Raw genomic sequence first — 24,625 nt, 5'->3', positions numbered from 1 at the left:
ACTCGGGGCTGGCGCGCTCGTTACTCGCCGGTTAATCTCATGTGAGCGGGACACACTCCCCGCCGACTCCAGTGGCCTGGTGACGCAGCCACTCGGAGTGCTTGTCGGTTCGGCAGCTTTGTGAGACGCGACTCCGGGACAGAGTCCGTCGCCCCCTTTCCCGTCCGGGCGTGCCTCCCGCACCTCCGGCCAGGAACACCTCGACACGCAATTCCCGCACGCCATGCGCTGGGTGGACCTTTTCGGTCCCAGCTGATCCGTGCGCGCCGTGCGCCCACTCAGTCGTCACTCATTCTCTGGAGTCCCGTGATGGACACCCCTCTCTCCACCATCGCCGTCGTCGGCCTCGGCACCATGGGCATCGGCATCGCCGAGGTCCTGGCCCGGGCCGGCCGCGAGGTCATCGGTATCGACGTCAGCGACGCGGCCGCCCGTCAGGCCGTCGCCGCCCTCGAGGCCTCCACCGCCCGCGCCGTGAAGAGGGAGCGGATCACCGAGGGGGAGCGCCTGGACGTGCTCGCCCGGTTCCGTACCTTCTCCGACCTGCAGGCCGTGGCGGACGCGCAGCTCGTCATCGAGGTCGTTCCCGAGTCGTACGAGATCAAGCAGCAGCTCTTCCGTGAGCTCGACGCCATCGTCTCCCCCACCACGATCCTGGCGACCGGCACGAACGCCCTGTCGGTGACCCGGCTCGCGGCCGAGTCGCAGCACCCCGAGCGCGTGCTGGGCCTGCACTTCTTCAACCCCGCGCCCGCGATGAAGCTGGTCGAGGTGGTCTCCTCGGTGCTGACCGCGCCGCCGGCCGTCGAGGCGGTCACGGAGCTCGCCCGCGAGCTCGGCAAGGAACCGGTTGCGGTGGGCGACCGGCCGGGCTTCGTCGCCGACGGGCTCCTCTTCGGCTACCTCAACCAGGCCGCCGCGATGTACGAGGCGAACTACGCATCCCGTGAGGACATCGACGCGGCCATGAGGCTGGGCTGCGGCCTGCCGATGGGCCCCCTCGCACTGCTCGACCTGATCGGCGTCGACACCGCCCGTACCGTCCTGGAGGCGATGTACTCCGCGTCGCACGACCGGCTGCACGCCCCCGCTCCGATCCTCAAGCAGCTCAGTGAGGCCGGTCTGACCGGCCGCAAGGCGGGCCGTGGCTTCTACACGTACGTGGCGCCGGGCAGCCAGACCATGGTGCCGGACGCGCAGACGCCGCTGGAGGGCGCCGGAGCAGAGGCCGGGCGCACGGTCCGCTCGGTGGGCGTCGCGGGCTCCGGGACGATGGCCTCGGGCATGGCGGAGGTCTTCGCGAAGGCCGGCTACGACGTGGTGCTCGCCGCGCGCAGCCAGGAGAAGGCGGACACCGCGAAGCGGAGGATCGCCAAGTCGCTGGAGCGTTCGGTCACCAAGGGGCGGCTGACGGCCCAGGCGCGGGACGAGACCCTGGGCCGGATCACCGCTGCCGGTTCGCTGGACTCGTTCGCCGACGTCGACCTCGCGGTCGAGGCGGTCGCCGAGGATCTCGCGGTCAAGCAGCAGCTGTTCGGCACGCTGGACAAGATCTGCAAGCCGGGCGCGGTGCTCGCCACCACCACCTCGTCGCTGCCGGTCGTGGCGTGCGCGCGGGCGACCTCGCGTCCGCAGGACGTCATCGGGATGCACTTCTTCAACCCGGCGCCCGCGATGAAGCTCGTCGAGGTGGTCCGTACGGTGCTGACCGCGGACGACGTCCACGCAACCGTCCGTGAGGTGTGCCGCAAGATCCGCAAGCACCCGGTGGACTGCGGGGACCGGGCCGGGTTCATCGTGAACGCGCTGCTGTTCCCGTACCTCAACAACGCGATCAAGATGGTCGAGGAGCACTACGCGACCCTCGACGACATCGACGCCGCGATGAAGTTGGGCGGCGGCTACCCGATGGGACCGTTCGAGCTCCTGGACGTCGTCGGGCTCGATGTCTCGCTCGCCATCGAGAAGGTGCTGCACGGCGAGTTCCGCGACCCGGGCCTGGCACCGGCGCCGCTGCTGGAACACCTGGTGGCCGCCGGCTGCCTGGGCCGCAAGACGGGGCGCGGCTTCCGCGAATATGCCCGGCGCTGAGGACCGGCGGGTGTCCGAACGGCGGACCGGTGCCCCGGCCGGGCGTTCACGCCCGGCCGGGGCACCACCGGCGGCTCCCGGGCCGGGAGCCGGATGGGGAGGGCTGCTCGATCCGCCCGCACAGCCCGCGACGCGGGACCCACGGCCGGGCTGTCCGCCCCCGCAGGCGCGCTCTCCTGCGCTGATGCAGTACGTTCACACCATGTCCCAGTCCGCCAGGTCCCCCCGTGTCTCCGCCGCGCCCGACGTCCCGGAGAGTGCCGTAGGAACGCGCGCCGCCGCCCAGCGGCTCAAAATGCGACGCGAACTGGCCGCCGCGGCAATGGAGCTCTTCGCCACGAAGGGGTACGAGGCCACGACGGTCGACGAGATCGCGGGCGCCGCGGGAGTCGCCCGGCGGACCTTTTTCCGGCACTTCCGCTCCAAGGAAGAAGCGATCTTCCCCGACCACGACGACACCCTCGTCCGGGCCGAGGCCGTCCTCAATGCCGCCCCCGCGCACGAGCACCCGCTCGACACCGTCTGCCGCGGCATCAAAGAAGTCATGAAGATGTACGCGGCCAAGCCCGCCGTCTCGGTGGCCCGCTACAAGCTGACCCGTGAGGTCCCCACGCTGCGGGAGGCCGAGATCGCCTCGGTGGCCCGTTACGAGCGGCTGTTCACGCGCTATCTGCTGGGCCACTTCGACGAGCGCGACCACCATGTCGGCAACGACGACCCGCTGTTGGCGGAGGTCGCGGCGTCGGCCGTCGTCACCGCGCACAACCATGTGCTGCGCCGCTGGCTGAGGGCGGGCGGCCAGGGCGATGTGGAGGCCCAGCTCGACCACGCCTTCGCGATCGTCCGGGACACGTTCGGGACGGGCATCGGGGCCGGGCGCATCGCCGGGACCGAACCGACGCCGGCGCCCGCCGCTTCGGTGAGCACCGAGGGCGAGGTGCTCGTCGCGGTGGCGCGGACGGACGCACCGCTCGACGAAGTGATGCGCACGATCCAACAGGCGCTCAAGGACCGCTGAGCGGGGGCCTGTCGGCCGGCCGCTCCACCGTCGCCGGACGGGCTCGCAGTCGAGCCCTCCGGCGTTCGCGCGTCCGGGCGGAGAAACTCGGTTGCCGCGCCCGTACCGCCGTGTTCCGGTGGGCGGATGACTCCTGATCGCGACATCCTGCTGACTCTCTTCGACCGCGAGTTGCGCGAGCACGCCCGCCCCGACGGGCCCGGCGTCCGCGTCGAGCGCACCGCCGATGTCGTACGGCAGGCCGGGGCGGCCGACGACTGGAACGGTGTCGTCTGGTCGTCCCCCGGTCTGGACGCCGTACGGGCGGATGCGGCGATCGCCGAGCAGGTGGAGCACTTCACCGCGCTCGGCCACGACGCATTCGAATGGAAGCTGTACGCGCACGACCGGCCGGCCGACCTGGGGCAGCGGCTGGTGCGCGCCGGCTTCGTCGCGGAGCCGCCGGAGACTCTTCTGGTCGCCCCTGTCGCGGACCTCCCGACGGCCGTGGAGCTCCCCGAGGGGGTCACACTGCGCACGGTGACGGATGCGGCCGGCGTGGAGCTGATGGCCGCGGCCCACGAGGGGGCGTTCGGCTCCGACGGGTCGGGGCTGCGGCACCAGGTGCTGGCGCGGCTGGCCGCGGCCCCCGACAGCTTCGTCGGCGTGCTGGCCATGGCGGGCGACGAGCCGGTGAGCTCGGCCCGGATGGAGCTGTACCCGGGCACCGGCTTTGCGGGGCTCTGGGGCGGCGGGACCGTGCAGCCGTGGCGCGGGAGGGGTATCTACCGGGCGCTGGTCGCGTACCGTGCCCGGATCGCCGCCGAGCGTGGCTTCCGGTATCTGCAGGTCGACGCGACCGACCTGAGCAGGCCGATCCTCCAGCGGCTCGGCTTCCGGGTCCTGACCACCACCACGCCGTATGTGTACCGGCGCCCGGCCTGACCGGACCCAGCGGGACAGAGCGGTGCGAAACGTCCCCGTTTTTGCTCATGCGTGCCCAGCGGATGACAACTGAGAGAATTTGTTGGCACCGAGTGCCTTGCCAGGTGTCACGGAGTGCCATACGTTGAAGTTGTCCGGGCGGCCGGCGTACAGAGATCTCACGTACGCCGGCTGTCCCCGCAAGCCATGTGCCTGCGCGCCCGGGCGCCTGCGTCACAGGCAAACCCTTCTGCTCCACCAGAGCAAGCCGAAGCTTTACAGCCGAACCGACGGCAGCACCTCCACACCGCACCGCACCCCCCGTTGGCAGGGACTCTCAAGCGTCCCTCGACGCCCTCCCCGAGCTCTCGGCTCCGCTCGAGCAGGGGAGACCCCATTCCGGAGGCACACCGTGAAGGAAATCCTGGACGCGATCCAATCGCAGGACAGCACCGCCGCAGATTTCGCGGCCCTGTCCATCCCTGAGTCGTACCGCGCGGTGACCGTGCACAAGGACGAGACGGAGATGTTCGCCGGGCTCGCCACGCGCGACAAGGACCCCCGCAAGTCGCTGCACCTCGACGAGGTGCCGGTTCCGGAGCTCGGGCCCGGTGAGGCGCTGGTCGCCGTCATGGCCAGCTCGGTGAACTACAACTCCGTCTGGACCTCGATCTTCGAGCCGCTCTCCACCTTCGGGTTCCTGGAGCGCTACGGAAAGCTCAGCGAGCTCACCAAGCGCCACGACCTGCCGTACCACGTCATCGGCTCCGACCTGGCGGGCGTCGTCCTGCGCACCGGCCCCGGCGTCAACGCCTGGCACCCGGGCGACGAGGTCGTCGCGCACTGCCTCTCGGTCGAACTGGAGTCCTCCGACGGCCACAACGACACGATGCTCGACCCCGAGCAGCGGATCTGGGGCTTCGAGACCAACTTCGGCGGCCTCGCCGAGATCGCGCTCGTCAAGTCCAACCAGCTGATGCCGAAGCCGCAGCACCTCAGCTGGGAGGAGGCCGCGGCTCCGGGCCTGGTCAACTCCACCGCGTACCGCCAGCTCGTCTCGCGCAACGGCGCCGGCATGAAGCAGGGCGACAACGTGCTGATCTGGGGCGCCAGCGGCGGACTCGGTTCATACGCCACGCAGTTCGCACTCGCCGGTGGCGCCAACCCGATCTGTGTCGTCTCCAGCGAGCAGAAGGCGGACATCTGCCGGAAGATGGGCGCAGAGGCGATCATCGACCGCAACGCCGAGGGCTACAGGTTCTGGAAGGACGAGCACAACCAGGACCCTCGCGAGTGGAAGCGGTTCGGCAAGCGCATCCGTGAGCTGACCGACGGCGAGGACGTCGACATCGTCTTCGAACACCCGGGCCGCGAGACGTTCGGCGCCTCGGTGTACGTGACCCGCAAGGGCGGCACGATCGTCACCTGCGCCTCGACCTCGGGCTACAACCACGAGTACGACAACCGCTACCTGTGGATGTCGCTGAAGAAGATCGTGGGCTCGCACTTCGCCAACTACCGCGAGGCGTGGGAGGCCAACCGGCTGGTCGCCAAGGGCAAGATCCACCCGACGCTGTCGAAGGTCTACTCCCTGGACGAGACCGGCCAGGCCGCGTACGACGTGCACCGCAACCTGCACCAGGGCAAGGTCGGCGTCCTCGCGCTCGCCCCTCGCGAGGGTATGGGTGTGCGCAACGAGGAGCTGCGCGAGCGGCACATCGACGCCATCAACCGCTTCAGGAATGTCTGACATGACGGGCCGCCGGAAGGACCGCCCGTGGCTCATGCGGACGTACGCCGGTCACTCGACCGCCGAGGCGTCCAACGAGCTCTACCGGCGCAACCTCGCCAAGGGCCAGACAGGTCTCTCGGTCGCCTTCGACCTGCCGACCCAGACGGGTTACGACCCCGACCACATCCTCGCCCGCGGCGAGGTCGGCCGGGTGGGCGTACCGGTCTCGCACCTCGGTGACATGCGGCGGCTGTTCCAGGACATCCCACTGGAACAGATGAACACCTCGATGACGATCAACGCCACCGCGATGTGGCTGCTGGCGCTCTATCAGGTGGTCGCCGAGGAGCAGGGCGCCGACGCCACGAAGCTCCAGGGCACCACGCAGAACGACATCGTCAAGGAGTACCTCTCGCGCGGGACGCATGTCTTCCCGCCCGGTCCCTCGCTGCGGCTGACCACGGACATGATCACGTACACGGTCAACCGCATCCCGAAGTGGAACCCGATCAACATCTGCAGCTACCACCTGCAGGAGGCGGGGGCCACTCCGGTCCAGGAGATCGCGTACGCCATGTCGACGGCCATTGCGGTCCTGGACGCCGTGCGCGACTCGGGCCAGGTGCCGGAGGAGAAGTTCGGCGATGTGGTCGCCCGCATCTCCTTCTTCGTGAACGCCGGCGTCCGCTTCATCGAGGAGATGTGCAAGATGCGCGCCTTCGGCCGCATCTGGGACCAGGTCACCCGCGAGCGGTACGGCATCACCGACGCCAAGCAGCGCCGCTTCCGCTACGGCGTCCAGGTCAACTCCCTCGGACTGACCGAGGCACAGCCGGAGAACAACGTCCAGCGCATCGTCCTGGAGATGCTGGCCGTGACCCTCTCCAAGGACGCCCGCGCCCGGGCCGTGCAGTTGCCCGCCTGGAACGAGGCGCTGGGGCTCCCCCGGCCCTGGGACCAGCAGTGGTCGCTGCGCATCCAGCAGGTCCTCGCGCACGAGAGCGATCTGCTGGAGTACGAGGACATCTTCGCCGGGTCGCATGTGATCGAGGCCAAGGTCGACTCCCTGGTCACCGAGTCCCTCGCGGAGATCGACCGGATCCAGCAGATGGGCGGCGCCATGGCGGCCGTCGAGTCCGGCTATCTGAAATCGGAGCTGGTCTCCTCGCACGCGCAACGGCGGGCCCGGATCGAGGGCGGCGAGGAGAAGATCGTCGGCGTCAACATCTACGAGACGACCGAGCCGAACCCCCTCACGGCGGACCTCGACGGCGCGATCATGACGGTCGACCCCGCCAATGAGGCAAGGGTGGTCTCGGCGCTCCACGAGTGGCGCGACAACCGTGACGAGGCGCGCGCCTCCGAGGCCCTCGCGGCACTGAAGAAGGCCGCGGCCGGCACCGAGAACATGATGGAAGCCACCGTGGAATGCGCCCGCGCGGGTGTCACCACCGGCGAGTGGTCCTGGGCGCTGCGCGACGTGTTCGGCGAGTTCCGTGCCCCGACGGGCGTCTCGTCCGCCCCGGTCGCCGTCACCGCGGAGGCCGGCACGCCGCTCGCTCTCGTACGGGAGAAGGTCGCCCGCACCGCCGAGGACCTCGGCGCCGCACGGCTGCGGCTGCTGGTCGGCAAGCCGGGCCTGGACGGTCACTCCAACGGCGCCGAGCAGATCGCCGTACGGGCCCGTGACGCCGGGTTCGAGGTCGTCTACCAGGGGATCAGGCTGACCCCGGAACAGATCGTCTCGGCGGCGCTCGCCGAGGACGTGCACTGCGTCGGTCTGTCGATCCTGTCCGGCTCGCACGCCGCGCTCGTGCCGGACGTACTGAACCGGCTGCGCGAGGCCGGCGCGAACGACATCCCGGTGATCGCGGGCGGGATCATTCCGCCCGCCGACGCCGCCGTGCTGATCGAGGCTGGTGTCGCCGCCGTTTTCACCCCGAAGGACTTCGGTATCACGGAGATCATCGGCCGTATCGTCGACGAGATCCGGAAAGCGAACAAGCTCGACCCCCTGGAGGTCCCCGCATGACCCAGCCCATCCACCCGTCTCCCGCCACCACCCTTCCGGGGAGCGGCTCCGCCGCGCACCTCTCGAACCGTCTGCGTCCGCGTCGCTCCTGCCTGGCCGTGCCGGGCTCGAACCCGAGGTTCCTGGAGAAGGCCCAGGGCCTCCCGGCCGACCAGGTCTTCCTGGACCTCGAGGACGCCTGCGCCCCGCTCGCCAAGGAGGGCGCCCGGCACCACATCGTCGACGCGCTGAACAACGGCGACTGGACGGGCAAGACCCGGGTCGTCCGCGTGAACGACTGGACGACGCACTGGACGTACCGCGATGTGATCACGGTCGTCGAGGGCGCCGGCCAGAACCTCGACTGCATCATGCTGCCGAAGGTGCAGGACGCCCAGCAGGTCGTCGCGCTCGACCTCCTGCTGACCCAGATCGAGAAGACGATGGGCTTCGAGGTCGGGAGGATCGGCATCGAGGCGCAGATCGAGAACGCCAAGGGCCTGGTGAACATCGACGACATCGCCGCCGCCTCGCCGCGCCTGGAGACGCTGATCTTCGGCCCGGCCGACTTCATGGCGTCGATCAACATGAAGACCCTGGTCGTCGGTCAGCAGCCGCCCGGCTACGGCGCGGACGCGTACCACTACATCCTGATGCGCATTCTGATGGCGGCCCGTACGCACGACCTCCAGGCGATCGACGGCCCCTTCCTGCAGATCCGTGACGTGGACGCGTACCGCGAGGTCGCAGGCCGTGCAGCGGCGCTGGGCTTCGACGGCAAGTGGGTGCTGCACCCCGGTCAGGTCGACGCGGCCAACGAGGTGTTCTCGCCCTCGCAGGAGGACTACGACCACGCCGAGCTGATCCTCGACGCATACGAGTGGTGCACCTCGGAAGAGGGCGGCAAGAAGGGTTCGGCGATGCTCGGCGACGAGATGATCGACGAGGCCAGCCGGAAGATGGCGCTCGTCATCGCGGGCAAGGGCCGCGCGGCCGGTATGCAGCGCACCTCCAAGTTCGAAGCGCCGGAGGCCTGATCATGCAGTTCGGACGCACCTATGAGGAGTTCGAGGTCGGTGCGGTGTACAAGCACTGGCCCGGAAAAACGGTCACCGAGTACGACGACCACCTTTTCTGCCTGCTGACCATGAATCATCACCCGCTGCACATGGACAGCAACTACGCGGAGAGGACGACCGATTTCGGCAAGAACGTTGTAGTGGGCAACTACATCTACTCGTTGCTGCTCGGCATGTCCGTCCCCGACGTCTCCGGAAAGGCGATCGCCAACCTGGAGATCGAGTCCCTGAAGCATGTCGCGCCGACCTTCCACGGCGACACGATCTACGGCGAGACGACCGTCCTCGACAAGACTCCGTCAAAATCCAAGAGTGACCGCGGAATCGTCCATGTGGAGACCAAGGGATACAAGCAGGACGGGACGCTCGTCTGCGTGTTCCGACGCAAGGTGATGGTCCCCACCGAGACGTACATCAAGGAGCGCGGCGGCGAGCAGCCCGGCCGCCCGGAGCTGAACCAGCCTTCGCAGAAGAACGTGGAGAAGTAACCATGACGCGACTCGCCCAGACGGCCGGTCTGAACGACATCCAGCAGGAAATCCTCTCCACGGTCCGGGATTTCGTCGACAAGGAGATCATTCCTGTCGCGACCCAGCTGGAGCACCGCGACGAGTACCCGACGGAGATCGTCGAGGGGCTCAAGGAACTGGGCCTGTTCGGGCTGATGATTCCCGAGGAGTACGGGGGTCTGGGTGAGTCGCTTCTCACATACGCGCTCTGCGTGGAGGAAATCGCCCGCGGCTGGATGAGCGTGTCGGGAATCATCAACACGCACTTCATCGTGGCTTACATGCTCAAGCAGCACGGCACCCAGGAACAGAAGGACACGTTCCTGCCCCGCATGGCGCTGGGCGAGGTCCGGGGTGCGTTCTCGATGTCCGAGCCGGCGCTGGGCTCCGACGTCTCCGCGATCAGCTCCAAGGGCGTCAGGGACGGCAACGAGTACGTCCTGAACGGCCAGAAGATGTGGCTGACGAACGGCGGCACGTCCTCGCTCGTCGCCGTACTGTGCCGGAGTGACGAAGGCCACCCCGAGGGCACGGCCCCGCACAAGTCGATGACGACCTTCCTGGTGGAGAAGGAACCGGGTTTCGGCGAGGTCCGGCCGGGGCTCACCATCCCCGGAAAGATCGACAAGATGGGTTACAAGGGCGTCGACACGACCGAACTCATCATGGACGGACTACGCATTCCGGCCAATCGCGTACTCGGCGGTGCCACCGGCCGCGGATTTTACCAAATGATGGATGGCGTCGAAGTCGGCCGGGTAAATGTGGCTGCACGTGGTTGTGGTGTCGCGCAGCGTGCATTCGAACTGGGTGTCTCCTACGCTCAGCAGCGCCACACCTTCGGAAAGCCGATCGCCCAGCACCAGGCCATCCAGTTCAAGCTGGCCGAAATGGCCACCAAAGTCGAAGCCGCCCATGCAATGATGGTCAATGCGGCACGCAAAAAGGACTCCGGGGAGCGAAATGACCTGGAGGCAGGGATGGCGAAGTACCTCGCCTCCGAGTACTGCAAGGAAGTCGTCGAGGACGCCTTCCGCATCCACGGCGGCTACGGCTTCTCCAAGGAGTACGAGATCGAGCGCCTCTACCGGGAGGCCCCGATGCTGCTGATCGGTGAAGGTACCGCCGAGATCCAGAAAATGATCATTGGGCGCCGACTCCTCGAGGAGTACCGGTTCCAGGGCTGATTGTCCCCTTCAAGGTGATTTGGCCGCGAAGAAGATCACACCCTGTCATCCTCTGCCGGTGCCTTCCAGCCGTCCGACTCGGCTGCTGGCTTGCCCAGTTGCGGCTCGCAACCGATAACATCGCCGGAAAAGCCGCCGTCCCCCGTTGCCAGCGCGGCCTCATCCGCTACGAAGGTCATCCATGCCCGACAGCCAAACCTCTGCACCACGCGGCGGGGTCCGCCTTGCGCGCGGAGCTTCGCCGTGGCTCCTCCCGACCGTCGCCACCGCGGCCCTCAGCCTCGCCCGGGCCCGCAAGTCCGGACGCTGGGCCGCTGTGGCCGTGCCCACCACCGCCCTCGCGGCGGGCATGCTGTGGTTCTTCCGCGACCCCGAGCGCGAGATCGCCCAGGGCCGGGTCATCTCTCCGGCCGACGGTGTGGTGCAGAGCATCATGCCGTGGAAGGACGGACGCACCCGTGTCGCGATCTTCATGAGCCCGCTGAATGTCCACGTCAACCGCGCGCCCCTGGCCGGCACGGTGACATCGGTCGAGCACGTCCCCGGTGGGTTCGTCCCGGCATTCAACAAGGAGAGCGAGAACAACGAGCGCGTCGTCTGGCACTTCGACACCGAACTCGGCGACATCGAGATGGTGCAGATCGCGGGTGCGGTTGCCCGTCGCATCGTCCCGTACCTCCCGCAGGGCACAAAGGTGGAGCAGGGCGAGCGCATCGGCCTGATCCGCTTCGGCTCCCGGGTCGACATCTACCTTCCGGAAGGTATCGATGTCGCGGTCGAGGTCGGCCAGGCCACCACCGCGGGGGTGACTCGAATTGACCGTGATTGATCCCGACACACAGGCCGGCTGGGTGCCGGAGAGCGAGTGCGAGGACGACGCCGAGGACATGCCGCTCTCTCTGCGGCTGTCGATAGCGGACACCCTTACTCTCGGTAACGCCACGTGCGGTTTCATGGCGGTGTACTTCACCACCACGGGAATCCTCATCCCGCACCTCACGGGCAGCGACGAGAGCGGCATGGCCCGGCACTCCGCGGCCACCGCCGTGATCCTGATGCTCCTCGCCGCGGTCTTCGACCTCTTCGACGGGCTGGTGGCGCGCAAGCTCCGCTCCTCGCCGATGGGCGCGGAGCTGGACAACCTCTCGGACCTGATCAGCTTCGGCCTGGCCCCGGCGTACTTCGTGCTGGTGTACGGCATGGTCGCGGACGACGCATACCAGCGGGTGTCGGCGCTCGCGGCGATCGTCGTCCTGCTGGCCGTGGTGCTGAGACTGGCCAGATTCTCGTGCGTGACCATGAAGGACGGCATGTTCCAGGGCATGCCGAGCCCCTTCGGAGCGCTCACGGTCGTCTCGATCGTGCTCCTGGAGCTGCCCTTCGTACCGACGCTGCTCGCGATCATCGGGGTGGCGTGGCTGATGGTCAGCCGGGTCGAGTACCCGAAGCCGCGTGGAGTCCTCGCGGTGGCGATGCTCAGCTGGATCGTGGCCGCGATGGGCCTGCTCGCCGCGTGGGCGTTCGACGCCCCCGGCGGTCACCTGCTCCTGCAGACCGGCTGCGCCCTGCAGGTGGTCCTGGGCGCGGTCATCCCGCTCTTCGCGACGGCGCGGCGGGTGAACACCTTCCGCGACAACCGGCGCGAGGCCCGGGCGGGTCAGCTGCCCTAGGGCCGCGCGGCGAAGCCGCACAGAACGTACGACGAGGGCCCGGGTGCTTCCCCAGCACCCGGGCCCTCTCGCATGTCCGGCCGGCACCCGTTACGCGCGCTGCGCGCGGACCCAGCGGGCGGCGAGCAGGACGGCGATGTCGTCGGGGCGGTCGGGCTCCCGTCTCGCCTCCCTGATCACCAGGTCCGCCATGCCGACGAGGGACGGCGCATCGGCTGCCTCGATGATGCCGCGCAGCCGCTCGACTCCGTCGTCGATGTCGGCCCCCGCCTGCTCGACCAGTCCGTCGGTGTAGAGCGCCAGGATCGCGCCCGGGAGCAGCCGCAGGCGGCTGACGGGATAGGTGGCGTCGGGGGTGACGCCGAGCACCACCCCGCCGGGGAGCTCCAGGACCTCGGTCGTGCCGTCGGGGTGGCGGAGCAGGGGGTACGGGTGCCCGGCCCGGACGAGCTGCGTGCGACCGGTGGCGGGGTCGAGGACGATGTAGCAGCAGCTGGCGATCTGGCCCGGGTCGAGGTCGATGAGCAACCGGTTGGTGCCGCTCATCACTTCCTGCGGTTCGTGCCCGCTGAGCGCGAAGGCGCGTACGGCGCTGCGGAGTTGGCCCATCGTCGCCGCAGCGGCGACGCCGTGCCCCTGGACGTCCCCGATGACCAGGGCCAGACCCCGGTCGGTCTCGATGACGTCGTACCAGTCGCCGCCGATGTCCATGCCCTGGGTGCCGGGGAGGTACCGCCCCGCGGTGTCGACCTGGTCGAGTACGGGCAGGCGGTGCGGCAGCAGGGCATTCTGCAGGCCGCGTGCCACGGCGGACTCGGTGTCGTACCGCTGGGCTCGTTTGAGGGCCTGGGCGATGAGTCCGGCGAGCGCGGTGAGAACCGTGCGTTCCTCGGGGCTGAAGCCGCGCGGCTGGTCGAAGCCGAGGATGCAGGAGCCGACGGGCCGCCCGGAGGCGATGAGCGGCAGGAAGGCGCGGGCGCCGACGCTCGCGTCCAGGGGTATGCCGGGGTAGGCGGAGGCCAGGCGCTGCATGGATTCGAAGAACATGGGGTGGCCGGAGGTGAGCGTCTCGACGCCGGGCAGACGGGCGTCGAGCGCGACGCCGTCGAAGCTGTTCAGGAAGCCGTGCGGGAAACCGGTCTCCCAGGCCAGGTAGAGGTGGCGTTCGTGCAGCAGGTAGATCGCCAGCTGCCTGCCGCCGAACGCGGGGAGCAGTTCCTGGGTGACCACCGCGGACACCTGGCGGGCGGTGACGGCCTCCGTCAGCGCGATCGCGAGGGCGACGGGACGGTACACCCCGGCCGAGGACTCCAGCGGGGAACCCAGGACCTCGCCCGGTCCGGCGGCGTCCGGCGGGAAGGAGGGCTCCTCCGTGGCGGAGAGCGCGGCGGTCACGCCGTCGTGGCCCGGGTACAGGGACACCGCCAGCCAGTCCCGCTCGGTGCGGCGCGCGAGGAAGTGCACGGGCTCGTGGGACAGCAGTGCGGCTCGGTGGTGATCCTCGTACGCGGGATGCCCGAACCACGGCAGGGCCTCCCACAGGAGGCTTCCGACCAGCTCGCCCCGCTGCCGGCCGAGCAGTTCCTCCGCCAGCTGGTTGACGTAGGTGATCCGTCCGAGCCGGTCGAGCGAGAAGATGCCGCGCGGGAGCCGGTCGGCGGCCTCGGCGATGACCGGTCCGGCCCCGAGGTCCACCAGGAATCCGGTCAGCGTCCCGGCCGCGCCGCTGCGCGGTGGCTGGGCCCAGCGGCTGGAGAGTTCCAGGAGGTTGGTCCGGCCGTCGGGGCCGCGCAACCGCATCCTGCGTACGACCGGTCCGCCCGCACTCGCCGCCCGGCGGGCGAGGGTCCACAGTCCGTACACGTCCTCCGGTGCCAGCAGTGCCGTCAGGCCGTCGATGGTGCCCGGGAACCGCGCGGGCTCGGTGCCGAGGATCCCGCACAGCTCCGCGTCGGCGTCGACGGCACCGGTTTCGAGGTCCCAGTCGAAGTGTCCGATCCGTACCGGTGGAACGGTGACGGAGGGTAGCTGCACGGGGACCGGCTCGCCGTCCCATACGACCTTGGTGCCCCCGGCCGCCAGTCCGGCGAGCTCCGCGCCGAGCCGCTGGGCGATGTCGCGGAGCGCGCGCCGGTCGGCGTGCGAGACGGGTTTGCCGGGGGTGGCCGGGCGCAGCACCACGAGGACGCCGAACTTCTCCCGGCCGCCGAAGACGGGCATGTACAGCGAACCGAACGGGAACGGCATGCCCGCCATCAGCTGCGGGAACCGGCGCATGCCCTCCTCGACGTCGGCGAGGTGGACGGGCTTCCCCGAGCGGTACACCTCGGCCACGGGAAAGGGCCGGTTCATATGCATGCGCCACCAGGGGTGGAACAGCTGGGTCGGCAGCCCGGCGAGCACGGAGAGCCTCAGCAGCTCGGGGTAACCGGAGCGCAGATATACGCCACCGGCATACCCACCGGCGGACTCGATCGCGCTCACCGCGGCCTGCGCGAGCACCAGGGACAATTCGTCCGGCACCCCGCCGCCGCTCGCCCTCCCCGTCGCCGCCACGTTCTCGGGCGGAGGGTACGGGGGCAGGCCGTACGAGGTCACACAGCCAGGATGCGCCCCGGCCGACCTGCGGCGCACGTCGGTGCCCCGAGCGGGAAGCATGCGCGAGGCGGCGCCGCCGGACGGGTGGGATTCGAACCCACGGCCTACGACTTGATCGGCTGAGGGCCGTCCCGTCATCCCTGGTGGATCGGCGCGCGGCGTCGGATGTGGTGCGTCCCAAGGCGGAGGGACGTCCTCGTACCGGGTGCATTCCGGCGTTCCGACACCGCGGCGAGGCGCCGCAGCCGTCGTCGTGCGCCCGCCAGGGATGACAGGACCGCCCTATGAGCTCCTCTTAGGCGTGCGCTGCAGCCCGGACGGGCAGGGTGCCGTCGCGCAGGCGGCGCCCGCCGCGTCCGTTGTCCACCGCGACAAGCTCGCTGAGGATGGACAGGGCGCTCTCGGCGAGGGACGCCCCGCCGAGATCGAGGCCCGCCGGGCCGGCCAGGCGGTCCAGTCCGGGAGTGTTGGTCAGGCGCCGCAGACGTTGCACGTGGGTGGCCCGGCTGCCGAGCGCGGCGACGTACCCGGCCGGACCGGCCAGAGCCGCACGCAGGGCGCGGTCGTCGATGCGCGGGTCGTGGCTGAGTGCGACGACGGCGTCGCGTGCGGCGAGTGGGTGGCGGGCGATCCAGTCGTCGGGCCAGGAACGGACGACGTCGGCGGTCGATTCGGTGAACGCTCCGGAGGCGACGTGCCCCGGCCGTGGGTCGAGGACCACGACCTTGCGGTGCAAGGGTCTGGCCAGGGTGGCCAGGACTGCGGCGAGATCTGTGGCGCCGACCAGCAGAAGCCGTGGCCGGGGCGCCAGCTCCTCGGTGAACGCGTCTTCCATGTCGGGCAGTTGGTCGGCTGCGGCTGCTGTCGACCAGCGCTGGGGCGGTCGCAGACCGACCCGCACCGCGAGCGGACGGTCCTCGGCCAGGGCTGTGCCGATGGCGGAGAGGACCGGCTCGGGTGGTGCGGGCGTGATGAGGATCCGCAGTTCGCCGGCGCAGGCCGGGGCGTCCTCCCAGGGCAGCAGGTCCTGCCCCGGGTTGACGGAGGTCATGTGGGGCGGGGCGCCTGCGAGGACGGTGCGGGCCCGGTCCAGGACGATGCCCTCGACGCAGCCGCCCGACAGCGAGCCGCGCCATGTGCCGTCGTCGGCGATGGCCATGGTGGCGCCCAGCGGCCGTGATCCGGGGCCGTCCCGGCCCACCAGGCGGGCCAGCACGACGGTCCGGCCCGCCTGGCGGTGGGTGTCGACGAAGGGCCAGACTTCCCGTAGCACGTTTGCCTCCTGGTCAGGTGCTGGGCCCGGGCCGAGACGGCCGCGCTCGGGGTGCCGGCTGTTGCGGGCGGCTCACGATCCGGGACCTTCTTCGATTACGCGGTCGAGGCGGATGGGCAAGGTTCGCCGGCGGAGGCCGGTGGCGTGCCAGACGGCGTTCGCGATCGCGGCTGCAGTGCCCACGGTGCCGATTTCACCGACTCCCTTGACCCCTGCCGGAATGTCGGGTTCGTAGTCGGGTACGAAGTCGGCTTCGATGTCGGGTACATCGGCGTGTGCGGCGATGTGGTAGCCGGCGAGGTCGGTGTTGATGTGGCGCCCTGTTGCGGCATCGCGCACGCCCTCTTCGTGCAGGGCCGTCGACAGCCCCATGATCATGCCGCCGACGAGCTGGCTGCGCGCGAGCAGTGGGTTGATCACGCGGCCCACGGCGAACATCCCCAGAAGCCGACGTACCCGTACTTCGCCGGTCGCCGGGTCCACGCTCACTTCGCAGAAAACGGCGCTGTAGGCGTGCCGTTCCATGAGGGGCAGCTTGCCGAGCGCCTCGGTGGTGTCGTATGAGGCCGTCAGGGGCAGTGCGGCGCCGTCCAGTCGGGAGCGGAGCTCGGCCGCGGCCTCGGTGATCGCCCACGTCCAGGACGCGGTCCCCCGGGATCCGCTGGCGCCCCAGGCGGGGCCGAGGTCGCTGTCGGCGATCAGCAGGCGTACCCGTTCGGAGGGGACGCGCAGAGTTTCCGCCGCCACCGCGGTCAGCGCGGTGCGCGCGCCCTGGCCGATGTCGCTGGCGCCGACGGCCACGGTGAAGGTCCCGTCGGTCTCCGCGGTGATCGATGCCGACGAGGGCAGCGCCCCCGCGGAGAAGGACGTGGCTGCCAGCCCGGTGCCGACGAGGAGATGCCCTTCCCGGCGCGTTCGCGGCCGGTGGTCGCGGGTGGCCCAGCCGAACCGGCGGGCGCCCTCCGTGAGGCATGCGACGAGGTCGCGGCGGCTGAAGGGCAGGCCGGTGACAGGGCCGACGGCGGGTTCGTTGCGCAGCCGGAGTTCGAGGGGGTCCATGCCCAGGCGCTCCGCGACCTCGTCCATGGCGGACTCGAGGGCGAACGAACCCGGAGTCGTGCCGGGCCCGCGCACCGAGTACGGCGGCAGGATGTCGATCGGCACAGCGGTGCGCCGGGTGCGGATCGCCCGTGCCGCATAGAGCGTGTTGGTGAGTTCGGTGCAGTTCTCGAGGTAGTCCGCGAGCTTGGAGATCTCGAAGGCCGCCGCGTGGTCGATGGCCCGCAGCCGGCCGTCGGGGTCCGCCCCGATCCGTACGCGCTGGTCGGTCGCCGGGCGCATCGAGATGATCTGGAACACCTGGGTGCGGGTCAGGGTGACGCGTACCGGCAGGTCGAACATCTTCGTGGCCATCACCGCCAGGACCAACTGGGGTCCGCACGTCCCCGACTTGGAACCGAAGCCGCCGCCGACATGGAGGGACCGGACGCGCACCTCCTTCGGGTCCAGCCGGAACAGTGTGGCCACCGTCATGGCGACCAGGAAGGGCGCCTGGTTGGAGTCGACGATCTGCAGGCGCTCCCCGTCCCACCAGGCGGTCGCCGAGTGCGGCTCCATGGCGGCGCCGTGTTCCTCGGGGGTGACGTAGCGCTCGTCCACGACCACCGCGCTCGCGGCGAGCTCCACGTCCACGTCGCCGACGGTGGCATCCTCTCCGAAGTGCGATGTCGCCGGGCGGGCGGCGGGGTGGTCGGGCGAGAAGTCGACGTCGTGCGGTTCCTCGTCGTACGTCACCCGTAGAGCCATGGCCGCCGATCGAGCCTGCTCCGCCGTCCTTGCGACCACCAGTGCGATCGGCCGGCCGGAGTGCGGGATCTCCTCGCTCTGCAGCAGGTGCATACCGCCGTCGGGGCCGAAGAACGATCCCGCTTCCGGGTTGAGCCGGGGCGCGTTGCGGTGGTCGATCACGCCCAGTATGCCGGGCATGGCCAGCGCGGCGGAGGTGTCGAGTTCGCGGATGCGTCCGCGGGTCACCGTGGAGGTGACGACCCAGCCGTGCGCCAGGTCGCTCATCGGCTCGTCCGCGGCGTAACGCACCGCGCCGGTGACCTTGGCCGGGCCCTCCACCCGGGGCCGTGATGCGCCGATGGCTCCCGGCGGTGGTTCGTTCGTGTCGGCCGATGGAGCGGGATGTGTCGGGGAGAGGCCGGTCGAGGAAGCGTCGTCCATGTGGTGATCTCCTTCAGGACGTGTGACGGGGCCGGTTCGTCACTCGGCCCGGTGGACGAGCTCGGTCAGGACGGCCACGACGAGGTTGCCGGCCAGCGTGACCTTGTACGCGTTGTCGCGCAGCGGCCGCGCGGCGGTCAGTTCCGCGTCGGCGGCGGCTCGGAAGCGGTCGGGGGTGGCGGGGGCGCCTCTCAGGGCGGTCTCGGCCGCGTGGGCACGCCAGGGCCGTGAGGCGACGCCGCCCAGCGCGATCCGGGCACCCTGCACGACGCCCTCGTGGACGTCCAGCGCGGCTGCGACGGACACGTTGGCGAAGGCGTAGGAGGCGCGTTCGCGGACCTTGCGGTAGCGCGATCGCGGGCTCGCCGCGCCGGCCAGCAGGGTGACGGCGGTGATCAGGGCTCCGCGGGGCAGCACCGTTTCCCGCTGCGGGCTCCCACCGACCGGCAGGTAGAACTCGGACAGCGGGATCTCATGGGTCCCGTCCGGAGTCTCGTAGTGCACGAGGGCGTCGAACGCCGCCAATGCCACCGTCATGTCCGAGGGATGGGTGGCCACACAGTGCTCGGACCAGTCGAGGATCGCGTGGTTGTGGTGCTCTCCGGCGATCGCGGCGCAGCCGCTGCCGGGGCTGCGCTTGTTGCACGGCTGGGAGGGATCTGCGAAGTACCCGCACCGGGTGCGCTGCAGGAGGTTGCCCCCGACCGTCGCCATGTTGCGCAGCTGCCCCGATGCGCCCGCCAGCACTGCCTGGCTGAGCGCCGGGTACCGGCGGCGCACCTCGGGGTGGGCCGCCAGGTCGCTGTTGGTCGTCGTCGCACCGATGGTGAGGCTTCCGTCGGATGTCTCCCGGACGCCGTCCAGCGGCAGGCGGCGCACGTCCACGAGCCGCGTGGGTGTCTCGATGCCGTCCTTCATCAGGTCGACGAGATTGGTTCCGCCGCCCAGAAACCGGGCGCCGTCATCGGCGACCAGGGCAAGGGCGTCACGTACGTGTGCGGGCCGCTGGTAGGTGAACTCCTTCATCCCTTCGCCTCCGTTCGGGACGCGGTCTCCAACACGGCGCGGACGATGAACGGGTACGCGCCGCAGCGGCACAGGTTCCCGCTCAGTCGCTCGCGTACCTCCGCGGCGTCCAGCTCGGGTGCCGGTTCCTCAGGTGACACGTCGGCGGTGACCGCGCTGGGCCAGCCCGCTGCGTGCTCGGCCAGCATCCCGGCCGCGGAGCAGAGCTGCCCGGGTGTGCAGTACCCGCACTGAAAACCGTCGAGCTGGACGAACGCCTTTTGCAGAGGGTGCAGTTCACCGTCGGAGGCCAGCCCCTCGACCGTCGTGACGTCCGAGCCGTCGGTGGCGACCGCCAGCGTCAGGCAGGACACCACGCGCCGGCCGTCCAGGAGCACCGTGCAGGCGCCGCACTGGCCGCGGTCGCAGCCCTTCTTCGGCCCTGTGTGACCGGTGCTTTCACGGAGTGTGTCGAGTAGTGTCCTGCGGTTGTCGACCTTCAGACGATGCGTCAGACCATTGACGTGAAGAAGAATTTCACTGTGGGTTCCGTCTGTCATTCCGCTCCTCCTTCCTCGACTCAACGAGCCGGCGAATTGCACACCCTGGGGGACGACTGAGATTCAATCAGGTCGCCTGCACAACTCATTTGCCCGATAGTCGCGAAGCCTTGCACAATGCTCTCCGTCGTCTCGCAGGGGCCGGAAAGGAACGCTGGACCTTCCCTTGTCTTCGGTGTATCAATCCGTACATGCTGCTGGATGAGCTCCGGACCCTGTTGGCGCGTCACGCCCGTCCCGACGCGACGACCGCCGTCGAGGGCGTGCTGATCGGCCGTGAGGAGTCGCAGGCATCCCATGCGGCCATGAGCGGAACGGTCATGGCGCTGATCGCCCAAGGCACCAAACGTCTCGCGCTGGGCGAGTACGTGCACGAGTACGGCCCCGGCCAGTACCTGGTCGCATCGGTGGACCTGCCCGTCTCCGGTCACTTCGTCGGGGCCACGGCGGACCGGCCGGCGCTGGGGCTCGGCCTGCTCCTGCAGCCTTCGGAGGTCGCCGAGATGATGCTGCAGGCCGCGCCCGGCAGTTTTCCGGCGAACGGCACCGCGCCCCCGGCCATCGCCGTCAGCACCGCGTCGGACGAGCTCCTCGACGCCGCCGTGCGCCTGGTGCGCCTGGTGCGCCTGCTCGACCGGCCGCGGGACAGGGACATGCTCGCCCCCCTCGTCAAACGTGAGATCCTGTGGCGCCTGATCACGAGCGAGCAGGGGGCGACGGTCCGCCAGATCGGTCTCGCCGACAGCAAGCTCGCGCACATCGCCAGAGCCGTGCACTGGATCAGGGAAAACTACAGAAAGCCGTTCCGGGTGGACGACGTGGCAGAGCTGATCGGGATGAGTAATTCCGCCTTCCACCGGAATTTCCAGGCCGTCACCGGAATGAGTCCGATTCAGTTCCAGAAGAAGATCAGACTCCATCAGGCTCGCCTTCTTCTTGCGGCACATCCAAAAGACATCGCGTACATCGGATACCGCGTGGGATACGACAGCCCGTCCCAGTTCAGCCGGGAGTACCGGCGCCTCTTCGGCGCGCCACCCAGTCAGGACGCGATGCGATTCGCGGCCGCCGACGCAGGGAACTGACCGGCTCGCACACGCGACTTGCGGGCGGAATACACCGGGGCGGGAGGCAGGCTGCAGCACACCGTCCTGCTGGTGACCGCTTCTTTGAACCACGATCCTCCACCACGGTCCACATGGCTCAGGGAAGGCCACCTGCCGGGGTGCGCACGGTATGACGCAGACGAACGGCGTCCTGGCTGGGGGGCGCGCCGAACTGGCGGCGGTATTCCCGGCTGAACTGTGACGGGTTGTCATAGCCGACGCGCCGGCCGACTCCGGTGACGTCGCCCGGGTGGGTGGCCAGCAGCAGCCGGGCCTCCTGCAGCCTGATCTGCTTCTGGAACTGGATGGGGCTCATCGCCGTCACCGCCTGAAAGTTGCGGTAGAAGGCGGAGACGCTCATGCCGGAAATGCACGCGACGTCCTCGACCCGGAAGGGCTGCGCGTAGTGCTCGCGGATCCAGCGCACGGCCCGGGAGATGTGGCTGAGGCCGCTGTCGGCCAGGCCGAGCTGGCGAACCGTCGCACCCTGCTCGCTCGTGACCAGGCGCCACAGGATCTCGCGCTTGACCAGCGGGGCCAGCACGGCACGGTCGCGGGGCTCGTCGAGCAGGCGCAGCAGACGGACCACCGCGTCGAGCAGTGCGGCCGGAGCGTCGCTGACGGCGATGCCCGACGGCGCGCCCCCGCCGACGCGGGGGGTGTCTCCGGGCCCGGCCTCGAGCAGCAGCTCGGCAACGGCGGACGGTTCCAGCGTGAGACCGAAGCCGAGGGCCGGCCGCTCGGGTTCGGCCTGGGTGAACTGCCCGGTGACGGGAAGATCAACGGATGCGACGAGGTATTGCCCGGGCCCGTACTCATACACCCGCTCGCCCAGGGCGAGTCGTTTGGCGCCCTGGGCGATGACCGCGAGCACCGTGCCGGACATCGAGGGCGCCGGCGGATCCGACCGGTCGACCTTCGAGATGAGGACGCCGTCGATGGCGGTGGTCCAGTCGGGCCGGGCGTGCCGGGCCAGCAGGGTGCGGAGCTCTTCAAGGTACATGCGTCCATTGCAGCACCACTCCATGCTGCGGCTCCCGTGCCCGCGAGGATCGTGCAAGTACGAGCGAGCATCGCTCTAACGTTTTCGCAGGTCACGTCGGTTGAATGGAATCACCTCACTCCATCACCGAAGAAGAGGGCATCCATGATCGTCAACTATGGCTTCAACGCCACCCTGACCGCCAGGCCCGGAATGGGCGACCGTCTGGTCGACCTGCTGCTGACCGGCCTGCACGGGGGCGGCCCCGGCGCGAGCGAACACTGCGTCGTCTACCTGGTCTCCCGTTCCGCGTCCGACCCCGCCGTCGTCCACGTCACCGAGGGCTGGACCACCGAGGAGGACCACCACCGGATCTTCGCCGGTGAGGCCGCCCGATCCATCGTGGCGCAGATCGAAGGACTGCTGGCCAAGAAGTCCGAGTACACCGACTACGTGCCGGTCTGCGGCAAGGCCGCCTTCTGATCCGGCGATCGCCCCCCGTCCTGGCCCCCTGCCGCCTCGGCGCCTGCCGAGCGGCCCCCTCCTCGCCCGACCTCCGGCACCACCCCACGAAAGGCGGCAAGCATGACAACGGCACGACCCGACCTGGACCCCGAACTGCGTGAGCTGCTGGCCGACATGCCGCTGACGTCCCAGCTCAGCCCGGAAGTTCTCGCGCAGCTGCGCCGGCTTCCGTCGACACCGGTCGAGTCCCTTCTCGCCCACCGGCAGGTCGACCGGCGCGAGGTCACCGTGCCCGTCGAGGACGGTGCCGCGATCCTCCTGTCGGTGTTCAGTCCCGCGAACACCGATCGCACCACCGCCGCACCCTGCGTGTACTGGATGCACGGGGGCGGGATGGTCATGGGCGACCGCTTCTCGCAGATCGACATCCCGCTGGAATGGCTCGACCGGTTCGGCGCGGTTGTGGTCTCGGTGGACTACCGGCTTGCGCCGGATGCCACCGGCACCGCCCTGGTCGACGACTGCTACCAGGGGCTGCTCTGGGTCGCCGAACACTCCGCCGAACTGGGCATCGATCCCGCCCGGATCGTCGTCTCGGGAGCCAGCGCGGGCGGCGGTCTCGCCGCCGGCGTCACACTGCTTGCCCGCGACCTCGGCACACCGGCGATTGCCGCGCAGATGCTGATCTGCCCCATGCTCGACCACCGCAACACCAGCGCCTCCAGCCGCCAGTACTCCGGCGGACCCGGTGTCTGGACCCGCGAGATGAACGAGTTCGGATGGCGCTGTGTCCTCGGCGACCTCACCGACGACGAGGTACCCCCGTACGTCTCCCCCGCCCTGGCCGACGACCTCTCGGGCCTGCCTACCACCTACATCGACACCGGCTCCGCCGAAGTCTTCCGCGACGAGGACGCCGACTACGCCACCCGCATCTGGGCCGCCGGCGGCCAGGCCGAACTCCACGTCTGGGCGGGCGGCTTCCACGGGTTCGACGCGCTGTACCCGCAGGCGCGCATCTCGGCCACGGCCCGTCGGACCCGCACCGACTGGCTCGCCCGAGTCCTGCCCCCGGACTCCGCCGCATAGCGCCGCCGACTCACTCACGCACACACACGACTGCACCCAGGAGGAACACCATGAAGGTCGCCATCGTCACGGGCGCCAGCTCCGGCATCGGACAGAGCGCCGCGATCGAGATCGCCAAGCGCGGAACCGGAGTCATCCTGACCTACGGCAACAACCCGCAAGGAGGGCTGGAGACGGCCGCCGCCATCGAGAAGGAGGGCGGCACAGCCGTCGCGCTGCCGCTGGACGTGGGTGAGACCGGCACCTTCGCGGCTTTCCGCGACACGGTGGCCGCCGTGCTGCGCGAAACCTGGCAGCGTGGCACGTACGACTACCTGGTCAACAACGCCGGTTTCGCGCAGACCTCGTTGATCGAGGACACGACCGAGGAGACGTTCGACAGGCTCATGCGGGTCCTGCTCAAGGGACCGTACTTCCTGACGCAGCGGCTGCTGCCCCTGATGGCGGACGGCGGGGCCATCGTCAACACGAGCAGCAACTCGGCGGCGACGGCCAGCCCGGAGCCCGGCTACTCGGCCTACGCGTCGATGAAGGGCGGCCTGGACGTGCTGACCCGGTACATGGCCAAGGAATTCAGCACGCGGGGCATCCGCGTCAACGCCGTCTCGCCGGGATCGACCCGCACCCGGATCGCCGACGACGCCTTCACCCGTTTCCCCGAGGTCGTTCCGACCCTCGCCGCGAAGACCGCGCTCGGCCGCGTCGGCGAACCCGGCGACATCGGCGCGATGATCGCCACACTGGTCTCCGACGAGAGCCGCTGGGTCACCGCTCAGAACATCGAGGTGTCGGGCGGCTACAAACTCTAGGACCTGCCCGGCCGACCCTGTGCGGTCCCTGGCTCGTTGTTCTGGGCGTGGGGCGGGGCGACCCGCTGGTTTCTGCGTCACCCGGAGAGGACAAGGTTGTGCAGTCGGGCAATGCCGAGCGTGGCTTGGTGGACACCTTCGCCTTTCAGACGGCAGTCGCGAAGGATCTTCCTATGGTTGGTCGCGTACCGGTAGCTCTTCGACTGCTCGTCGATGCTGTGGTCGCGGGTGGGGACCAGGGCGCCTCCACGATCAGCACCCGGGGCGGGCCGCCGCGGGCGGCCCCCCCCCCCCCCGCCGGCCCCCCCA

The 24,625-nt window shown here is 69.7% G+C and carries 20 protein-coding genes and 1 pseudogene; 14 read left to right on the top strand and 7 right to left on the bottom strand.

The features are described from left to right. Window positions 1–309 precede the first annotated feature (309 nt). From ACFU6I_RS31185 to pssA, 10 genes are all read left to right on the top strand, one after another. Window positions 310–2,091, top strand: a complete 1,782-nt coding sequence (locus ACFU6I_RS31185) for a 3-hydroxyacyl-CoA dehydrogenase family protein (RefSeq protein ID WP_384372688.1) — start codon at window positions 310–312, stop codon at window positions 2,089–2,091. A 202-nt stretch (window positions 2,092–2,293) separates the two neighbouring features. Continuing rightward, the gene (locus ACFU6I_RS31180) at window positions 2,294–3,109 is read left to right on the top strand and encodes a TetR family transcriptional regulator (protein ID WP_384372686.1); all 816 of its coding nucleotides are present in this window, start codon (window positions 2,294–2,296) and stop codon (window positions 3,107–3,109) included. A gap of 126 nt (window positions 3,110–3,235) precedes the next feature. Next, window positions 3,236–4,033, top strand: coding sequence for a GNAT family N-acetyltransferase (locus ACFU6I_RS31175; RefSeq protein WP_384372684.1), 798 nt, complete (start codon window positions 3,236–3,238; stop codon window positions 4,031–4,033). A 391-nt stretch (window positions 4,034–4,424) separates the two neighbouring features. Next, a complete protein-coding gene (ccrA, locus tag ACFU6I_RS31170; protein WP_384372682.1) occupies window positions 4,425–5,762 on the top strand; it encodes a crotonyl-CoA carboxylase/reductase in 1,338 nt (445 codons plus the stop codon). Window position 5,763: 1 nt separating this feature from the next. Further along, on the top strand, window positions 5,764–7,776 hold the full coding sequence (locus ACFU6I_RS31165; RefSeq protein ID WP_384372680.1) for a protein meaA: 2,013 nt from the start codon (window positions 5,764–5,766) through the stop codon (window positions 7,774–7,776). After that, the gene (locus tag ACFU6I_RS31160) at window positions 7,773–8,792 is read left to right on the top strand and encodes an HpcH/HpaI aldolase/citrate lyase family protein (RefSeq protein ID WP_384372678.1); all 1,020 of its coding nucleotides are present in this window, start codon (window positions 7,773–7,775) and stop codon (window positions 8,790–8,792) included. Before ACFU6I_RS31165 ends, ACFU6I_RS31160 begins: the two co-directional genes overlap by 4 nt. Window positions 8,793–8,794: 2 nt before the next feature. Continuing rightward, entirely contained in the window at window positions 8,795–9,322 is a 528-nt protein-coding gene (locus tag ACFU6I_RS31155; RefSeq protein ID WP_384037886.1) for a MaoC family dehydratase, read from the top strand. Between the two features lie 2 nt (window positions 9,323–9,324). Then, window positions 9,325–10,530: an acyl-CoA dehydrogenase family protein gene (locus tag ACFU6I_RS31150; protein WP_384372676.1), complete on the top strand. Its 1,206-nt coding sequence runs from the start codon at window positions 9,325–9,327 to the stop codon at window positions 10,528–10,530. A gap of 181 nt (window positions 10,531–10,711) precedes the next feature. Then, window positions 10,712–11,359 carry a phosphatidylserine decarboxylase gene (locus tag ACFU6I_RS31145; RefSeq protein WP_384372674.1) on the top strand — a complete coding sequence of 216 codons (648 nt, stop codon included), beginning with the start codon at window positions 10,712–10,714 and terminating at the stop codon, window positions 11,357–11,359. Beyond that, window positions 11,346–12,200, top strand: coding sequence for a CDP-diacylglycerol--serine O-phosphatidyltransferase (gene pssA / locus ACFU6I_RS31140; RefSeq protein ID WP_384372672.1), 855 nt, complete (start codon window positions 11,346–11,348; stop codon window positions 12,198–12,200). Before ACFU6I_RS31145 ends, pssA begins: the two co-directional genes overlap by 14 nt. Window positions 12,201–12,290: 90 nt before the next feature. Here pssA and ACFU6I_RS31135 read toward each other — a convergent pair whose 3' ends face one another. The 5 genes from ACFU6I_RS31135 to ACFU6I_RS31115 all read right to left on the bottom strand — a co-directional run bounded on the left by ACFU6I_RS31135 (window position 12,291) and on the right by ACFU6I_RS31115 (window position 19,865). After that, a complete protein-coding gene (locus tag ACFU6I_RS31135; RefSeq protein WP_384372670.1) occupies window positions 12,291–14,858 on the bottom strand; it encodes a SpoIIE family protein phosphatase in 2,568 nt (855 codons plus the stop codon). Between the two features lie 235 nt (window positions 14,859–15,093). Beyond that, a complete protein-coding gene (locus ACFU6I_RS31130) occupies window positions 15,094–16,071 on the bottom strand; it encodes an XdhC family protein (protein ID WP_384372668.1) in 978 nt (325 codons plus the stop codon). Between the two features lie 72 nt (window positions 16,072–16,143). Then, window positions 16,144–18,300: a xanthine dehydrogenase family protein molybdopterin-binding subunit gene (locus tag ACFU6I_RS31125; protein ID WP_384372666.1), complete on the bottom strand. Its 2,157-nt coding sequence runs from the start codon at window positions 18,298–18,300 to the stop codon at window positions 16,144–16,146. Window positions 18,301–18,339: 39 nt separating this feature from the next. Then, window positions 18,340–19,326 carry an FAD binding domain-containing protein gene (locus ACFU6I_RS31120; protein ID WP_384372664.1) on the bottom strand — a complete coding sequence of 329 codons (987 nt, stop codon included), beginning with the start codon at window positions 19,324–19,326 and terminating at the stop codon, window positions 18,340–18,342. Further along, window positions 19,323–19,865: a (2Fe-2S)-binding protein gene (locus ACFU6I_RS31115; protein ID WP_384372662.1), complete on the bottom strand. Its 543-nt coding sequence runs from the start codon at window positions 19,863–19,865 to the stop codon at window positions 19,323–19,325. Before ACFU6I_RS31115 ends, ACFU6I_RS31120 begins: the two co-directional genes overlap by 4 nt. A gap of 191 nt (window positions 19,866–20,056) precedes the next feature. On the opposite strand from ACFU6I_RS31115, the gene ACFU6I_RS31110 reads away from it, so the two are divergent. Continuing rightward, window positions 20,057–20,950, top strand: coding sequence for an AraC family transcriptional regulator N-terminal domain-containing protein (locus ACFU6I_RS31110; RefSeq protein WP_384372660.1), 894 nt, complete (start codon window positions 20,057–20,059; stop codon window positions 20,948–20,950). 118 nt (window positions 20,951–21,068) lie between these two features. Here the strand turns inward: ACFU6I_RS31110 and ACFU6I_RS31105 are convergent, their stop codons facing one another. Further along, window positions 21,069–21,974, bottom strand: coding sequence for an AraC family transcriptional regulator N-terminal domain-containing protein (locus ACFU6I_RS31105; protein WP_384372658.1), 906 nt, complete (start codon window positions 21,972–21,974; stop codon window positions 21,069–21,071). A 144-nt stretch (window positions 21,975–22,118) separates the two neighbouring features. Here ACFU6I_RS31105 and ACFU6I_RS31100 point away from each other — a divergent pair, with 144 nt between their 5' ends. The 3 genes from ACFU6I_RS31100 (at window position 22,119) to ACFU6I_RS31090 (ending at window position 24,316) form a co-directional block, all read left to right on the top strand. Next, window positions 22,119–22,436: a putative quinol monooxygenase gene (locus tag ACFU6I_RS31100; RefSeq protein WP_384372656.1), complete on the top strand. Its 318-nt coding sequence runs from the start codon at window positions 22,119–22,121 to the stop codon at window positions 22,434–22,436. A 102-nt stretch (window positions 22,437–22,538) separates the two neighbouring features. Next, complete coding sequence (locus ACFU6I_RS31095; RefSeq protein WP_384372654.1) at window positions 22,539–23,507, top strand: alpha/beta hydrolase; 969 nt, start codon at window positions 22,539–22,541, stop codon at window positions 23,505–23,507. A gap of 50 nt (window positions 23,508–23,557) precedes the next feature. Beyond that, complete coding sequence (locus ACFU6I_RS31090; protein ID WP_384372652.1) at window positions 23,558–24,316, top strand: SDR family NAD(P)-dependent oxidoreductase; 759 nt, start codon at window positions 23,558–23,560, stop codon at window positions 24,314–24,316. A gap of 77 nt (window positions 24,317–24,393) precedes the next feature. Here ACFU6I_RS31090 and ACFU6I_RS31085 read toward each other — a convergent pair. After that, window positions 24,394–24,489, bottom strand: a pseudogene (locus tag ACFU6I_RS31085) (IS5/IS1182 family transposase); the annotation flags it as partial. Window positions 24,490–24,625: the final 136 nt, after the last annotated feature.

Origin of the sequence: Streptomyces sp. NPDC057486, from assembly GCF_042802415.1 — a bacterium.
Taxonomy (GTDB): Bacteria; Actinomycetota; Actinomycetes; order Streptomycetales; family Streptomycetaceae; genus Streptomyces; species Streptomyces yanii.
This window is presented reverse-complemented; position numbering and strand designations above follow the sequence as displayed.

Coding starts and splice junctions, on each gene's coding strand:
- ACFU6I_RS31185 (WP_384372688.1), top strand. CDS start 310: ATGGACACCCCTCTCTCCACCATCGCCGTCGTCGGCCTCGGCACCATG.
- ACFU6I_RS31180 (WP_384372686.1), top strand. CDS start 2,294: ATGTCCCAGTCCGCCAGGTCCCCCCGTGTCTCCGCCGCGCCCGACGTC.
- ACFU6I_RS31175 (WP_384372684.1), top strand. CDS start 3,236: ATGACTCCTGATCGCGACATCCTGCTGACTCTCTTCGACCGCGAGTTG.
- ACFU6I_RS31165 (WP_384372680.1), top strand. CDS start 5,764: ATGACGGGCCGCCGGAAGGACCGCCCGTGGCTCATGCGGACGTACGCC.
- ACFU6I_RS31160 (WP_384372678.1), top strand. CDS start 7,773: ATGACCCAGCCCATCCACCCGTCTCCCGCCACCACCCTTCCGGGGAGC.
- ACFU6I_RS31155 (WP_384037886.1), top strand. CDS start 8,795: ATGCAGTTCGGACGCACCTATGAGGAGTTCGAGGTCGGTGCGGTGTAC.
- ACFU6I_RS31150 (WP_384372676.1), top strand. CDS start 9,325: ATGACGCGACTCGCCCAGACGGCCGGTCTGAACGACATCCAGCAGGAA.
- ACFU6I_RS31145 (WP_384372674.1), top strand. CDS start 10,712: ATGCCCGACAGCCAAACCTCTGCACCACGCGGCGGGGTCCGCCTTGCG.
- ACFU6I_RS31135 (WP_384372670.1), bottom strand. CDS start 14,858: ATGCTTCCCGCTCGGGGCACCGACGTGCGCCGCAGGTCGGCCGGGGCG.
- ACFU6I_RS31125 (WP_384372666.1), bottom strand. CDS start 18,300: ATGGACGACGCTTCCTCGACCGGCCTCTCCCCGACACATCCCGCTCCA.
- ACFU6I_RS31120 (WP_384372664.1), bottom strand. CDS start 19,326: ATGAAGGAGTTCACCTACCAGCGGCCCGCACACGTACGTGACGCCCTT.
- ACFU6I_RS31115 (WP_384372662.1), bottom strand. CDS start 19,865: ATGACAGACGGAACCCACAGTGAAATTCTTCTTCACGTCAATGGTCTG.
- ACFU6I_RS31110 (WP_384372660.1), top strand. CDS start 20,057: ATGCTGCTGGATGAGCTCCGGACCCTGTTGGCGCGTCACGCCCGTCCC.
- ACFU6I_RS31105 (WP_384372658.1), bottom strand. CDS start 21,974: ATGTACCTTGAAGAGCTCCGCACCCTGCTGGCCCGGCACGCCCGGCCC.
- ACFU6I_RS31100 (WP_384372656.1), top strand. CDS start 22,119: ATGATCGTCAACTATGGCTTCAACGCCACCCTGACCGCCAGGCCCGGA.
- ACFU6I_RS31095 (WP_384372654.1), top strand. CDS start 22,539: ATGACAACGGCACGACCCGACCTGGACCCCGAACTGCGTGAGCTGCTG.
- ACFU6I_RS31090 (WP_384372652.1), top strand. CDS start 23,558: ATGAAGGTCGCCATCGTCACGGGCGCCAGCTCCGGCATCGGACAGAGC.